The 14013-nt window shown below is 68.1% G+C and carries 13 protein-coding genes; 1 reads left to right on the top strand and 12 read right to left on the bottom strand.

The genetic code is table 11. The features are described from left to right. Positions 1-4: 4 nt before the first annotated feature. The 3 genes from HOY81_RS05915 to HOY81_RS05905 form a co-directional block, all read right to left on the bottom strand. A complete protein-coding gene (locus HOY81_RS05915) occupies positions 5-3271 on the bottom strand; it encodes a hypothetical protein (RefSeq protein ID WP_237318930.1) in 3267 nt (1088 codons plus the stop codon). After that, the gene (locus HOY81_RS05910; protein WP_237318928.1) at positions 3262-4554 is read right to left on the bottom strand and encodes a hypothetical protein; all 1293 of its coding nucleotides are present in this window, start codon (positions 4552-4554) and stop codon (positions 3262-3264) included. Before HOY81_RS05910 ends, HOY81_RS05915 begins: the two co-directional genes overlap by 10 nt. Positions 4555-4619: 65 nt before the next feature. Then, positions 4620-5327, bottom strand: a complete 708-nt coding sequence (locus HOY81_RS05905) for a hypothetical protein (RefSeq protein WP_237318926.1) — start codon at positions 5325-5327, stop codon at positions 4620-4622. Between the two features lie 373 nt (positions 5328-5700). Here HOY81_RS05905 and HOY81_RS05900 point away from each other — a divergent pair, with 373 nt between their 5' ends. Beyond that, positions 5701-6636, top strand: coding sequence for a DUF5655 domain-containing protein (locus HOY81_RS05900; protein WP_237318924.1), 936 nt, complete (start codon positions 5701-5703; stop codon positions 6634-6636). A gap of 326 nt (positions 6637-6962) precedes the next feature. Here the strand turns inward: HOY81_RS05900 and HOY81_RS05895 are convergent, their stop codons facing one another. The 9 genes from HOY81_RS05895 to HOY81_RS05855 are packed head-to-tail and all read right to left on the bottom strand — an operon-like array spanning position 6963 to position 13994. After that, positions 6963-7532, bottom strand: a complete 570-nt coding sequence (locus HOY81_RS05895; RefSeq protein ID WP_237319030.1) for a hypothetical protein — start codon at positions 7530-7532, stop codon at positions 6963-6965. Next, positions 7427-8125 carry an NTP transferase domain-containing protein gene (locus HOY81_RS05890; RefSeq protein ID WP_237318922.1) on the bottom strand — a complete coding sequence of 233 codons (699 nt, stop codon included), beginning with the start codon at positions 8123-8125 and terminating at the stop codon, positions 7427-7429. The genes HOY81_RS05895 and HOY81_RS05890 overlap by 106 nt, the downstream gene beginning before the upstream one ends. Positions 8126-8157: 32 nt before the next feature. Then, positions 8158-8718, bottom strand: coding sequence for an NUDIX hydrolase (locus HOY81_RS05885; protein ID WP_237318919.1), 561 nt, complete (start codon positions 8716-8718; stop codon positions 8158-8160). Further along, the gene (locus tag HOY81_RS05880; RefSeq protein ID WP_237318917.1) at positions 8715-9836 is read right to left on the bottom strand and encodes an adenosylhomocysteinase; all 1122 of its coding nucleotides are present in this window, start codon (positions 9834-9836) and stop codon (positions 8715-8717) included. The genes HOY81_RS05885 and HOY81_RS05880 overlap by 4 nt, the downstream gene beginning before the upstream one ends. Before the next feature lie 31 nt (positions 9837-9867). Continuing rightward, positions 9868-10866 (bottom strand): NAD(P)-dependent oxidoreductase, encoded by a 999-nt coding sequence (locus tag HOY81_RS05875; RefSeq protein WP_237318915.1) that lies wholly within the window; start codon positions 10864-10866, stop codon positions 9868-9870. A 35-nt stretch (positions 10867-10901) separates the two neighbouring features. Further along, on the bottom strand, positions 10902-11738 hold the full coding sequence (locus tag HOY81_RS05870; RefSeq protein ID WP_237318914.1) for an aminoglycoside phosphotransferase family protein: 837 nt from the start codon (positions 11736-11738) through the stop codon (positions 10902-10904). Beyond that, positions 11735-12391: a histidine phosphatase family protein gene (locus tag HOY81_RS05865; protein WP_237318912.1), complete on the bottom strand. Its 657-nt coding sequence runs from the start codon at positions 12389-12391 to the stop codon at positions 11735-11737. The genes HOY81_RS05870 and HOY81_RS05865 overlap by 4 nt, the downstream gene beginning before the upstream one ends. Further along, positions 12388-13146 (bottom strand): phosphotransferase, encoded by a 759-nt coding sequence (locus tag HOY81_RS05860; RefSeq protein ID WP_237318910.1) that lies wholly within the window; start codon positions 13144-13146, stop codon positions 12388-12390. The genes HOY81_RS05865 and HOY81_RS05860 overlap by 4 nt, the downstream gene beginning before the upstream one ends. Continuing rightward, entirely contained in the window at positions 13143-13994 is an 852-nt protein-coding gene (locus tag HOY81_RS05855) for a class I SAM-dependent methyltransferase (RefSeq protein WP_237318908.1), read from the bottom strand. The genes HOY81_RS05860 and HOY81_RS05855 overlap by 4 nt, the downstream gene beginning before the upstream one ends. Between the last annotated feature and the right edge of the window lie 19 nt (positions 13995-14013).

Genomic DNA, 14013 nt, shown 5'->3' with positions numbered 1-14013 from the left:
GAGGTCATGCGGCCGGGTCGATTCCGGCGTAGGCAAGGAAAGCGGCGAGGGCTTCGCGGTAGATGTCGCTCATGCGGCGGCGTTCGTCCTCGTCCCAGTTGTCGTGCATCCGCTTGAGGATGCTGGCGAGGTCGGCCTGCCACGAGTCACGGTGGAAGGCGTAGTCCACGAGGTGCAGGGTCATGTCCGTTCCGCCGCGCCGTGCTCGTCCAGCGAGCTGGATCATGTCCACGACCATGCCTGCGACGATCTCCTCCTGCAGGACCTTGTGGGTCGACCCGAAGCCGGGCGCGGAGCGCATGATCAGGCTGAGGCGTCTCCACGCCTCGGTGCGTGCTGCTGTGAGAGCGGCGACGGGGTCGTCACTGGGCTCCTTCGGCAGGCTGTTGAGGCCGGCGGCGTTGACCGAGGCGTACATCTCCGGAGGATCGCTCAAGAGCGCCAAGGGGCGGGTGCACAGGTAGACGGGGGTGATCGCTGACTTGGTGCCGATGACGATGTTCAGGCCGCGGGCGATGCGTGCCATGGGGACGACGAGGATCTTTCCCTTGGTGGGGAAGGTCTCGAACTCCTCGGGTGTCAGCTCGACGATGCCGGCGGGCAGCGGCGGCAGGTCGCTGCGGCGTTCCTTGTCCGGTGGGACGGCGACGCACAGGCCGCCGCTGTAGTTGCCGGAGTTGTAGATGCCCAGGGCGATGTAGCGGCAGTGCAGGTAGGAGTTGACCACCACGGCGGCGTGGGCGCGGTCCTTGTCCTCCTTCGCCAAGCGTTCGAGCTCGGGGTGGATGCGGGTGTCGTACAGGCTCTCGCCGAGCGCTTTGAGGGCGGCGGCCTTGAGGTTCTGGGGGAGCCCGGAAATTTGGATGGGGTTGTTGAGGGAGTCGGTGATGGTGTGCTTCTTCGCGCGGATGCTGTCCGGCGCGGCATCGGTCATCCACCACTTCACGGTGCTGTGGATGTGCTCGCGGACGGCTTGGGGGAAGTACGCGGTCGCGGACAGGCCCATGACGGGCCGCTCCACACCGGCGAGAGCGAGGGAGACGATGCTGCCCAGCTGGGCGGTGTAGGTATGCGGGTCTCCGGTGATGCTCTGGGAGGTGAGCTCGCCGGTCTTGGCCGGGTCGTCCAGGCCGGTGACGCGGTAGCCGAACAGGGCGCGGCCGAGCATGCCGAACGGGAGGATGTTGGCTCCGATGCCTCGTTCGAGGCGTTCGGCGAGGGCGCGGGCCGAGGCCAGACCGCTGGAGCGAAGTTGGGCCGTCTTGCCCATGAGGTCGTTGAGGGTGTCGTCCAACTCGGACAGCCAGGTGCGAACGATGAGCAGTTCGACGGCCTCGGCGCGGTCGTGCTCGTTCTTGACGACGCCACTGAGGACGTCGTCCAGTTGGTGCTGTGCATGGGTAAGCAGATCCGTACCGCGGTGGCCGAGAAGGTCACCGAGAACGCTGCGAACCTCACGGTAGTGGTCTTCCAGCTCCACGGTGCTGGACGGGTCAGCGAGCGAGTCCTGGCCGGGCTTGGGCGGTCTGAGCGCGTTGAGCTTGTCGAACAGCTCCTGCGGGACCTCCTGTTCGCTGTTGATGCCTGACTCGGGAAACAGCAGGTGGATCAGGCGGCGGTCCCGGCCTCCGGAGATGTGCCATCCGGTGCTGTTCATACCCGCGCGGTCTCCGACGGGGCCGCCGTCGCCCTCGTAGTGCCGCAGGTGGAGCTGACCTTCGCATACGGCGGCCAGCAGGAACTCGGTCAGGTAGCGGGCGTAGGTGACTGGTGGGACGAGTTCCTTGACCGTGGCGGGCGGCTGTTTGCCCAGCTCGTCGTGGAGCTGCTGGAGCGGGATCTTCTTGTCGAGGCGGGAGTCCAGTACCAACTCACTGGAGCACTTCCCGATGGCCGTTGACTGGAACTGGTCGATCTCGTCGATGAGGGTGGCATGGCACCGGCGCAGCAGGAACTCGGCCACGCTCAGGCCGTCGGTGGGCCGACCGTCGAGGTCGATGCCGATAGGCATTCGGCCCATCATGAAGTTGTGGTGGTTGGTCACCACGACGGAGGCGGTGCACGCGTTGTGGTGTTGTTGGTACTTGCCGCACACCGGCACGAACGGGCAGCGGCGGGTTCCCTTAGCTGGAGGCAGCGGGTAGAGGCTCATGCAGGATTCCGAGCCGACCGGGTAGGGGTGCGTGGACTCGGTGAAGCGGTTCAGCGAGCAGCCGTAGGAGAGCTGGCTGACCTTCCACCGGATCTTGCCCGGTTGCTCGGCGATCGAGCCCCCGATGCGGGAGGCCACCTTCATGGCCCGCTCGTGCAGTCCGTACGGAGACATCAGGGGCGTGCACGTCTCGTGATGGCCAAGGTATGCGAGGTCCTGGCTGATGTCCCAAGCTGCCGCGAGTGTCGCCTCGACGGTGGGCAGGACGATCGCGAGGGTCAGCCTGTTGATGGCGAACCACGAGGCCATGACGCGGACGAGGACGCTCTTCCCGGTACCGGTGGGGGCGTTGAAGACCTCGGTCGCACCGGCGCAAAGGCGGATCATCTCCTTTGGAGAGATGGAATCCGTGGTGTTGAGCTGTCCGAAGAGCGCCTTGAGGACCTGGTGCAGGTGCCGACCTTCGGGCTTGAGTCGCTGATCCAGCCGCCGGGCGAGGTCGAGAAGGCCGCTGGTAGGGATCTCGACGTTGGGGGTGTGGGCGGCGGTGTACACCTGCGGCGGGCTCTGGCACGGGTCAGTTTCGGAGCTGCCTGCGAACGTGGGGAGGACGGCGCGGCCCTGGATCTCCCCGATGCCCCCGGCGTAGAGCTTGCGGGTCATCCACACCCCGGCCCCGGCGGGCGATGCAGGCTTCGAGCGGGGGTGATCCTTGTGGACCCGTTTCAGGGTGCGGTCCACATAGCCCATGAGAGCGTCTCCGACCCGGGGCGAGGCCGCTTCCGCCACGGCCGATTCACCGATTGGAACGAACTGGGGGGCCTGCCCGGCGGGAGGCGTGGCCAGTCGTTTGCGGGCGGCCTGCGCGAAGGCCGGAGCGCTGGCGAACTCACCCGGAGCGTTGACGAGAACGTCCGCGAGTCGTTGCTTCTCCTCGTGCGGCAGGCTCGCCCAGGCCGACCACTTGTCGTACTGGCCGGACAGGAGGAACGCTGCATGCCTGAACTTCGCGGTGGGCTGCCCGTGCTCGTCAGGCGGGCCGGGAAAGTAGTGGGCGGCGAGCGCCAGCGCGCAGAGGACCGCCGCGTCGTCCTTGCGGAGCTTGCTCGTCAGGCCCATCGGACTCCCGCCCTCCTGCAGATCTTCTCGCCCATGTCACCTGCGGTAGCCACATTCAGGCCGAACTCCGCGCACACCCCGCGCAGCAGGGGAAGAGAGGCTTCACGGTGGTCGGGGACGACAATCCACTCCGCCCCACCAGCATCGCCGCCGTCAGCCTGGATCTTCTTCGCCAACAGCTTCTCCGAGGTGAAGTCCTTGATGTCGAGTAAGTAGGACTCCGTCTCGCCGTCGCGGTGCCACACATCCACGTGCAGGTCATAGGCATCTTGGTAGGGCCACACGGTGATCGTGCCGGGACAATCTGCCCCGACGCCCAGGGCGGCGGGGTTCATGTAGGGCTCCGGAGCGGCGACGAAACCGCGTGAGCGCAGCGCGTCGTACAAGGCGATCTCGACGAGGCCAGGAACGGTGGTGTAACGCCACGGTCCACGCGTCAGCGCGAGATATCCGGCGGCTGGCAGCGGCTGCGGCACGGGCCCGCGCAGGTTGGGGGCCAGGACGGACGCCGCTCCGGTGGAGGCCGGGGGCGGGGCGCCGGGGATCAGCGACGGCGACTTCCCGGCACCGGGGATCTTGAAGGTGTAGGAGGCTCCCATCAGCTCCGCGTGCGGCCGGTAGAAGCAGCGGACCCTGCCCGTGACCGTTTTGCGGGAACGGTGTTGGGTGACCTTCATCGGCCAGCGGCACACGGGGCAGGCGAACCACCACTGCTCGTAGAGCGCGCCGAAGCTGATGGGTCGGTAGAACTGACCGACGATGCTGGGGAGGTTTAGTCGCCGCACCTCCGTCTCAGTCCCGGCCGGCATACGAGACAGGTCGGAACGGCCCTTGACGTATGCCTCTTGGGTGCCTCGTTTCCGCAACCCCTCATAGACGGTGACCTGATCCATCTCTTGTTCAAGTTCCGCGAGGGAGGTGGACCGGCCGTCCCGAGTCGCGTTGTGGACGGCTCGCGCGACCTCCCTCTGTTCATGGTCCAGGTCGAACAGGTCCTCTTCGAACAGACCGTCATCATTGATGAGATGAACGCCGCTCATCTCCTCCGGTGGCACCCCGTCAGGGAGGAGGAGAGCGAGCTCGCCGGTCAGCATCTGCAGGAAGGTGTCGAAGGGGAGCGGCTGGCCGGGGCCACGGGCGGCGAGGACCTCCCCGTGGCCCTCCATCAGAGCGCGCAGGCGGCCTTCGGGAGACTGCTCGGAGTTCGTGAAGGCCTCGGCCGACATGGCCGCCGCCCGCATCACCGTCTGCCGGATTACGTCATGACTGATCGGCTCGGTCATGGAAGTGAACATCACGCTCGGCAACATAGACCAAGGGTCTGACAATCGAGCGGGGGTTGGCGCCGTTACAGCGGATCCGGGACGTTGACCTGGACATTTGGATACGCAGTCTGATAGGCGGCGCGGTACGTGTTGATGTGCCGCCTTCCAGCCTCGGTGATCCGCCACCGGTACTCCAAGACGAACGTCCCTCGCCCCTTCTCGGTACGAACGGTGAAACAATCGATGTAGCCCCGACTCGGCTTGCCGTTGGGGCGGTAGTCGGTACCGAGGTAGTACTTGGCCTTGCCTCCCATCACGTCCTCGGGCAGCCCGTCTGGCCCGGCGGCGGCGACCCTGACCAGGTTGCCCCAAAGCCACTCCGACAGCAGGTGCCTGGGACGGCGCGGCGCAGGGGCGATGCCTAGTCCGGCACGCGCACATGCTCGGCCCGCACGGGTCAGTTCCACCAGGACGCGGGGAACGAGACCGACTCCCGGAACGTCGATCCGATCTTCTGTGATCTTCAGAAGTCCTCTGCGGGCGAGAGCGTGCAGGGTGGCTCCGGCTCCGGCGTCGAGGCGGCCGTCGTCGCGAAGGCGTCTCTGAATCGTGGTGTACTCCGCGAACGGAAGCTCGGTTTTGATCGAGAACGGCAGCTTGCGCCATACGGAGGCTGGTCCTGGGTCCTGATAAGTGGACCGAGCCGCCCTGGCTCGGCGCTCCGCTTCCTGGTCCTCACGAAAGCATGCGAGCAGGTAGCTACGCTGACGGCTATTCAGACCATCCCACATCGCGTCGGCCCTCTTCCGCAGGGTGCATCACACGCAGAGCCATCGTCCGGCGACCACCCCAGTGGCTGGCAGCACCCAGGCGATGTACCTACGCCCCAGAGCCATGCCGAAATCAACCGCCCCCACGCCGCCTTTCGGGCCGCGCGGGGGCGGCGTAGCAGCATGCCAGTCAGGCTACGGCAGCCCAGTGACAGCCCTCGGGCAACGGGTCCCACGAGATGCTGCTCAAGCGGGTGAATCAAGGACGGATCGACTCCGACGTTCTACCAGGGAACGCTGGCAGGATCAGCCACCGGTTCCGTGCCCGCAGGAATAGATCGCTTCCCTGACGGATTGTCCTGTAGTTGATTCGCGCGCAACAGGGGGACCGCTGGTGAGCGACCTGAAGCTGTTCCGGCTCGACGCCGCCGGCCGGGACGTCGAGCTACACGGTTCGACGGTGGCGTGGGAGGTCGAGCTGCAGCGCCGGATTGAGGCCAGCATGGAGGCCATGCTTGGCATCCGCTTCCTCGCGTCCGAGTACCCGACCGGGCCGTGGCACCGGGGGCGGATCGACACCCTGGGGTTGGACGAGAACGGCAGCCCGGTGGTGATCGAGTTCAAGAAGGGCTCAGACAACGGGATGCTGTCGCAGGGCATCTCGTACCTGTCCTGGCTGGACTCGGCGCACCACGAGTTCGCGGCGCTCGTCCGGAGGGTGCTGGGCGCGGATGTCGCCGAGGCAATCGACTGGCGTCGTCCACGGATGGTCTGCATCGCGGCTGGCTTCTCCCACCACGACCGCGTAGCCGTGCAGCGGCTGCCCGAGCGGATCGACCTTGTGCGCTACCGCGTCTTCGAGGGCGGCCTGCTGAGCCTGCTGCTCGTCGACTCCTCGCCCGGCTCGCCGACCGTCGCTTCGTCTCGGCGGAACCGGGATCGGGGCACGGCGGTCGACAGCGCGCCGGCGGCACCGGTGGCACCTTCGCCGACGGGCTTCGGCCTCGTCCCGGAGTGCCTGCGGGACCTGTACGCGGAGCTCGACGACGCACTCACAGCGTGGGGCGAGGTGGAGGTCGCGGCCCTGCGGCACTACATCGCCTACCGGCGGCTGGTGAACGTGGCATCGGTGATCTTCCGTCCGAAGCACGAAGCGATCCTGGTGTACCTCAGGCTCGACCCGGACTCGGTCGAGCTGGAGGAGGGCTTCACCCGGGACATGCGCGGCATCGGGCACCTGGGGACCGGAGATCTGGAGGTGCGCCTCGTCTCGGCGGCCGACCTGGAGAAGGCGGCCCCGCTCATCCGGCGTGTCTTCGAGGCGGCCTGACGCTGCAATGGCTTTCCAGCACCCAAAGGCGTCATGCCTCCACACTCGGCATCAACATGAAGATCACCGCTGGCGCCTCTGGGGCCCAGGAAGTTCACCCTGACCCCCGGAGCGGTGGGCGGTCGAGCAGACCTATGTCTGGCTGACGCTCCACCGCCGTCTGGCCCACAACACGAGCCGCTGTCCCAACGCTCCGAAGCCGTGATCCGCACCCTCCCAGGACCGACCTCATGGGCCATCGCCTCACCGGCGAGAACACCAACTCGTGGCACGAACCGATACCACAGACCAAACAGCAGATTCCGGGAAAGACCAACGGCAGAAACCTAAGTATCTACCTGCTGATCGGCCGCTGCTTCGTAGAAGGCATCCGCGAGGGCGACGATGATCGAGTTGATGGCTGGCCCGTCGGTGAAGAAATAGTCAGCCATCGTGTTATGGGCGTCCTGGTTGTCTGCAACCGCCTCCGTGACGGCGGCTTGGAAGTCGGGTGACTCCAGGAACTGCTTCTTGGAGTTCACCCTGGTCTGGTTGATCAGGTTCTGGTCGGCGAGCAGCCGCTGTACGAGCCCCTGTACGAACTCCCGGATCTGGTATTCGGCGAACGATTCGGCGCCGAAGAGGTCGTTCATCTTGTCTATGACGAGTTGGAGCGCGACGTACTTCGGGTCCTTCTTCGTGCCCGTGCCGGCGGCGCTGATGCCCTTCAGTTGCCCGTCGCCCACGAGTGAGATGTCGACCGGGTTCGCCTTGTTGTGCTTGACCCCGATCAGCACCACGTCGGAGAGGTCTACGTCGGCAGACCAGGCGGACTCGGCGATGACCTTCTCCAGCAGGCGCAGGAAGATCGAGAGCATCTCCATGTAGGGGTCGCCGTAGTCGACGATCTGGGACATGAAGTCATAGAGACGTACGTAGGTGGAGACGTCCTTGCGGAATTGGTCGAGCGCCTGGAGCGTGACCTTGTCCTCTTCCTCGATCGCCCGCGTGTAGCGGCGCCGGAAGTCATGTTGCGCCGGGCTGATCGCGGCCGAGAGTGGTCCAGGACGGCGCCGACGTCGACCAGCTCGGTGTAGGCGTTCACGGCGAAGGTGTCCGGCGGCGAATACTCCAGGGCCTCGGAGACGTCGTTGATGGCGGTCGGCGAGATGAACGGCTCGTCGCCCTGGACGTTGATGTACCCGTCGGCCGGCAGGCGTTCGGCGACCTCGGCGACGCGGTCGGTGCCGGTGAGGTGCTCCCCGGTGCGGATGCAGTCGATGCCGAGTTCGCGGCACGCCGCTTCAATGCGTTCGTCGTCCGTCGCGACGATGGCTCCGTCGAGGCGTTTGGCCTCCAGGCAGCGCTGGTGGACGTGCCAGAGCAGCGGCTTGCCGCCGAGGAGAGCCAGTGGCTTGCCGGGGAAGCGGGAGGCACCCCAGCGGCAGGGTATGACGGCGATGTGCCGACGCCGTTCGGCGGCGGTCGGTCGGGCTGTGGTGGCGGCCACGGCGTCCTCCTGGTGGTCGGGGTCGGGTGGCTTCAGGGGAGTTGGGCGAGCTTGGCGCGGATGGTGGGTGAGGCGGTGGTTGCGAACGGCTGCCACTGGTAACCGTCGACCTCCTCCTGCTGCAGCGTCACCGCGTGATCGGCCCCGAGGTGGAAGGCCCAGCGGAAGTCCACGTGGTGGTGGGCCGGCTCCTTCTTCGACGGGTTCGCGTCGATCGCGTGCACGTCGATGTCGAAGGGGATGTCCTCGTGGCCGGCGAGGGGGACAACGGCGCTGGGCGGGATGCCGGCCTCCTCGTGCAGTTCGCGCAGGGCGGCGTCACGCAGGTGCTGGTCGGATGGTTCGTTGTGCCCGCCGGGCGCCAGCAGTTTCCCGGACGCCTTGTGCGCGATGTGGAGCACATGCCGTTGATCGTTGATGAGGATGGCGCTGCAGGTCACGTGGGCGGGGAAGGTCTTGCGGCTGGTGGGATCGTCCCCGCCGGTGAGGGCTGCGAACAGCATCTTCAGGGTGCCGCGTTCGTCCGGGTGGCGGCCGAGGTACGCCTCGGTGACGGCGCGGATGTGTTCGGTGGAGGGGGGCAACGAGGTCACCTTTCGAAGTGGCGGAGCCAGGTTCTGGCGATGGTGTCGCGGTCAGCCGCCGGCATCTCGTGCAGTCCGGGTTGGAATCGCGCGTGGCTGAGTGCGGCGGTGGCGGCGAGTATCTCGGCCTGGACGAGGTGGATGTAGATGCCGACGGCGGCGCCGTGCACGAAGTTGACGGCACCGCCGTCGGCGAGAACGTAGAAGTAATGGCCGGTGACCTCGTATCGGGTCAACTGGGGTCCGACAGACTGGCGTTCGTAGAGGTCGTCGAGACTGCCGAGTTCGAGTTCGTCCTCGGAGGAAGTCACCGATCCGAGGTACGCGCCGTTGCGCAGGGCGGCGAAATCCTCGTGCCGGAGGGCGAGATTGCCGGTGGCGCACAGGACGAGTTCCGCGTCGTGGACGGCCTCGGTAGTGGACGCGCTGGTGCGGAAGCCGAGGGCGTGCGCCTGTACCCGCTTGACCGCGTCGTTGTCGTACACGGTGACGCGCAGGTCCTGGGCGCGCAGGGTCTGCGCAATCGAGCGGCCGATCTTGCCGAAGCCGATGACGCAGGCGCTGCGGCTCGTGAGGATGTCCCCGCGGGCGCGGACGAGGGCGTCGGTGGAGAACACGATGGACCGGCCGACGAGGTGGTCCTCGCAGTCCTTGAGCGGTGAGCGGGCCACGGACACGACCGGGCACGGCAGCGAGCCAAGAGCCGCGTACCGCTGGTGTCCATTTTCGGTGTCCTCGACGACGCCGAGGATGCGGCCGGAGAACTTGTTCACGAGGGTGTCGAGGCTGGCCGCGAAGTACCCGCCGATGTCGACCAGGACGACGTCCTGGCCACCGGCCGTGTCCTCCAGGTAGTGCAGGGCCTGGGTCTCGTCGGTGAACCGCTCCCGGCTCAGGTCGTGGACCGGCAGGGCGCGGCGGACGGTGTCGAGGGTCGGCTGGTGGATCGACCGGGGCTTGGGAAGGACGGCGCCGATCGTGGACACCGCGGTCATGGCGCGCAAGAACGCAGGTCGTTCCGGGAGGAGGTGGGTGATGACCAGCGTCGTGATCGCCTGACCGGCGGGGAACTGCGTGGTGATCCTCCGGAAGAAGGCGTCCAGCCGTGCTCGCTCGGGGGTTTCCATGAGCACTCCTCTCATGATCCGACGGGTACGCCTAGGCGGCACGGCTGTAGTCCGGCACCGGGGCGGCCAGAGCCTGCATGTGGGCGCGCAGTCCGCTGTTGAGGTCGACGCGCGGCTGCCAGCCGAGGACCTCTCCCGCACGGCCGGGGTCGGCACGCGTGAGGAGGACGTCCCCATTGCGCACGTGGTCCTGGTGAAGCTGGATCTCGCGGCCGGTGAGGCTGGTGGCGATGTTGATCACGTCCAGCAGCGATGCGTTCGAGCCGCCGCCGACGTTGATGGGGCCGTGCGCGTTCGGAACGATGCCGGCGGCGATCGTGGCGGCGACCACGTCGTCGACATAGGTGAAGTCGCGGCGCTGGTGGCCGTCTCCGTACAGGCGCAGGGGCTGTCCGGTCAGGGCGGCGTACAGGGCGCGGTGGGTGAACATGTCGGCGCGCTGCCGGGGGCCGTAGACGGTGAAGTACCGCAGGGCGACGACGCTGGGGCCGACGGGGCGCTCGGCGTAGGCGAGGCAGAGCTGCTCCTCAGCCAGCTTGGTCACGGCGTACGGGGAGGCGGGGTTGGGGCGGTCGGTCTCGCGACTCGCGTCGCCGTCGGTCGGGCCGTAGACGCTGGAGGAGGAGGCTACGACTAGCCGGGATACGCCGATCCGGGTGGAGGCTTCGAGGACGCGGTGGGTGGCCAGCACGTTGGACGCGAGGTAGTCGCCGAACTGCGGTCCCCACGAGGGCCGTACGCCGGGGATGCCGGCGAGGTGGAAGACGGTGTCGGCGTCGATCAGGATCGGGTCGATCGCGCAGTGGAGGAGGTCGGCCGTGACGTGGTGGTATCCCGGGCGCCCCCGCAGCGCGGCGAGGTTGGCGGCGGCCGTCGGGTCGGTAGACGGGTCTCGGCGGTCCACGCCGATCACGGTGGTGCCGGCCTGGACGAGGGCGTGGGCGAGGTGGGAGCCGATGAATCCGGCGGAGCCGGTCACCACGGCCCGTCGGGGGGAAGCGTTGGTCGGGGGCTGCTCGTGCTGTGGCACGGAGATCTCCAGAGTGGTGTCGTCTAAGGGGCTGGTCAGGCGAGCCGCGACAGGACGGTTCTGCCGTGCGCGCTGAGCGCGGCGTCGTTCTCCTGGTGGCCCTTGACCAGGGCTGTGGCCGCCTCGATGGCGCCGAAGGACTCCAGGAGGCGTCGTTCGAGGTCGTTGGGTGAGCGTCCGTAGCCGTCGAAGAAGGCGGTGCGGAGGTGGGGGGCGGCCTGCCAGCGTCGGAATTCGAGCCGGGCGAAGTCGCGGACCCTGGCGTCGCGTCGCATGTGCTCGAAGTCGTAGATGCCGAAGGTGTCGCCGAGCAGCCAGTTGCGCGGCTGGTAGTCGAGGTGGCAGATCGCGCTGTCCATGTGGCTGGTGCCCAGGATGACCGCGTGGTGCTTCAACAGGTTCTCCTCGGCCGCGTCGAGCAGATCGGCGTGGACGGCCCGGTCGATCCACCCCTGGAACCGCTCGGCGAGTGAGGCGCCGACGGCACCGCCCTGGGGCATGGCCGTGGCTCGGTGCAGCTTGCCCAGCACGTGGCCGGCCTCGTGGTGGGCCAGCTCCTCCTCCGGCGAGCCCGGAGCGAAGGCGTCCGCCCGGTCACCTGCAAGTGCGGTGAGCAGCAGGGTGCGGGTGGCGTCGTCCCGACCGACCAACTCCGGCGCGTGACCGGTCAGATGGGCGGCCCACGCCACGTAGGCGTGGAGTTCTCCGGCGTACCGGTCTCGCTCCGCGTGCTGCTTCGCGATGTACTGACGCCCGTCACCGGCCACCAGGCGTACGACGCGGGGCGGGAGCGCGGGGTCCGCAGCGATGTCGACTGTGCCGAGGCGGAGGTGCGCCAGTTGTATCCGGGGGTCGCGCGAGGTCGCGATCACGGGGTCGGCTCCGGCGTGAGGAGGCTGAGGTGCTCGGTGTCGTTGTGCCGGTCGAGCATCCAGCGGGTCTGGCCCAGGCGGTTGCGGTGGTGCTGCCAGCGGGTGATCGAGGCGTGGTTGTGGGTGAATCCGGCGGGCGAGCCGATCGGGATGCCGAGCAGCAGGGTGTGTGCGGTGATCACCGTCTCCCCGTGGGCGGCGAAGACGACGCGCTTGCCGTGGTTCTCCTCGATGAGCTGGCTCAGGTTCCTGCTGGCGCGCTTCAGGAACCCGTTCCAGGTGTCGGAGCCGTTTGCCCAGGGCGTGTCGGGGTGGGCGTGCGGCCCGCCGTCGGCGGCCGTCTTGACCGCGTCCCAGGGCTGGCCGTCGGCGTCGCCGTGGACCGGGCCGTCGAGTCGCTCGTCGTGGAGCACGGGGATCTGGAGCGTCTGGGCGATGATCTCGCCGGTCTGGACGAGGCGAATCCGCGGGCCGGTGTAGATGACGTCGAAGGGCTTCTTCAGGTGCTCGGTGGCCAGGCGGCGTGCGGCCTGTTCGGCTTGGGCGTAGCCGAGGTCGGTCAGGCCGGAGCAGGTGCGCGGGCCCCCGACCAGGCCGTCGGCGTTGCACTGGGCCTGGCCGTGCCGGACGAAGACGAGTTCGGTGGTGATCATGAGGCTCCTCGGTGCGTGAAACGGAGGGGCAGGCTGTAGTGGTAGCCGTTGCGGCCGACGTACGGGGCGGTGAGCACGGCGTGCAGGCCCAGGAAGCTGTCGAGCTGGCCCCGGTCCGTCGTGCCCAGCCGGGCGTCGTAGCGTCGGGCTGCCGAGTTGTACGCGAGCAGGGCGGTAGTGATGGCTTGGTCCGTGAGCGGCCCGTAGGTCAGGTGGAGCGTCGCGACGAGCTTGGCGAGGTCGTAGCCCAGCGGGGCGAGGGACAGGTCGTCGGTGTCGACGGCGACGATGTCTTGTGCGGTGATGATGAAGTTCCGCGGGTTGCTGTCCTTGTAGAAGGCGCACGGGCCCTCGGCGGTCGCCTGCAGCAGGCCGAGCATCGCGTGTAGGGCCGTCTTGTTGGGCAGGTAGCCCTGCTCGTGGCGTCGCCGTAGAGCGACCTCCCGGGGACCTAGGTAGTCGTCAAACTGCGTGCCGTCCTCGAAGTGGTGCGGGGTGTCCAGCGACGCGGAGTGCAGGTCGCTGGCCCAGGCGGCACCGTGGGCGTGGCCGAGCAGTTCTGCCACGCGCGGGAGGTCCTCGGGACGTACGGGGCGGCCCTCGATCCGTTCGAACGTCAGGAACCGCGGTCCGGCAGTGTGGAGGACCGGCTGCCGCAGCCGCTTGGCGTGCGCGGTGAGCCACCGGTAGTGGCGCACCGCCCCCGCCGCGCGCTCCGGTTCCGCGTAGTGCTTGGTGAACGAGGCGGGGCTCATGCCGGCTCTCCTCCCTCCTTCGGCTGGGCGACGACGAAGGTGATCCGGGACCGGGTGGTCAGCGGCTGGTCGGGAAGGAACTCGTGCAGGGTCGCCGCCAGGGCACCGGGGTTGCCGTACAGGCCGGGCGCCAGGTCGTACTTGGGGTTGGTGGCCAGGTACTGCGCCGTGTGGTCGTGGCCGTCGAAGGTGAAGACGTGCTCCTCGTCCAGGACGGCGATCACGTCGAGCGAGGAGGCGGCCACGTCGGCGAGGTTGCCGCTGTGGGCTGCGGTGTAGAGGCTCTCGTGCTGGGCGGCACGCGGATCGAGGCCGGCGGCGGCGACCAGCTGGTCCATCTCCCGGTAGCTGTCGAGGCCCTTGGTGACGAGCACGGCCACACCACCGGGGGCGAGGACCCTGGCAATCTGTCCGACGACGTCCTGGGGGCGCGGCGAGTGGTAGAGGCAGAACGCCGCGACGACGATGTCGCTCGACCCGTCTGGCAGAGGAAGGTCGTGGAAGTCGCCTTCGACGAAGTCCACCGTGCTGTCGGGCAAGTCCTTGGCGCGCTCGCGTGCCTGGGCGAGCAGGGAGGGGGCGGCGTCCAGCCCCACGAGGCGCTCGGGCCGGAGCTGCTCGGCGATGACGCGGCTGCTCGTGCCACGACCGCAGCCGATGTCGAGCACCACGCCGAGCCGGTCGGGCCGGGCGTGATGGGTCTGCACCAGGCTGACGATCGTCTCGGGCACCGGGTGGCCGGCGGTCTTGGCGCGCATCAGGGCGCTGGTGCGCCCGGCCAGCCGAGAGGCGTGTCCGTACAGCTCCGACTGTCGGGCGGGGTCCAGGAACGGGTTGGGCTCGTTCATGCCGCACCCCCTGGCCGGG

The sequence above is a fragment of the Streptomyces sp. JJ36 genome (assembly GCF_021696945.1).
Classification (GTDB): domain Bacteria; phylum Actinomycetota; class Actinomycetes; order Streptomycetales; family Streptomycetaceae; genus Streptomyces.
Note: the sequence above shows the minus strand (reverse complement) of the source record. Positions and strands in the feature narration are given on the sequence as shown.

Coding starts and splice junctions, on each gene's coding strand:
- HOY81_RS05855 (WP_237318908.1), bottom strand. CDS start 13,994: ATGAACGAGCCCAACCCGTTCCTGGACCCCGCCCGACAGTCGGAGCTG.
- HOY81_RS05860 (WP_237318910.1), bottom strand. CDS start 13,146: ATGAGCCCCGCCTCGTTCACCAAGCACTACGCGGAACCGGAGCGCGCG.
- HOY81_RS05880 (WP_237318917.1), bottom strand. CDS start 9,836: ATGGAAACCCCCGAGCGAGCACGGCTGGACGCCTTCTTCCGGAGGATC.
- HOY81_RS05895 (WP_237319030.1), bottom strand. CDS start 7,532: ATGTCCCAGATCGTCGACTACGGCGACCCCTACATGGAGATGCTCTCG.
- HOY81_RS05905 (WP_237318926.1), bottom strand. CDS start 5,327: ATGTGGGATGGTCTGAATAGCCGTCAGCGTAGCTACCTGCTCGCATGC.
- HOY81_RS05910 (WP_237318928.1), bottom strand. CDS start 4,554: ATGACCGAGCCGATCAGTCATGACGTAATCCGGCAGACGGTGATGCGG.
- HOY81_RS05865 (WP_237318912.1), bottom strand. CDS start 12,391: ATGATCACCACCGAACTCGTCTTCGTCCGGCACGGCCAGGCCCAGTGC.
- HOY81_RS05915 (WP_237318930.1), bottom strand. CDS start 3,271: ATGGGCCTGACGAGCAAGCTCCGCAAGGACGACGCGGCGGTCCTCTGC.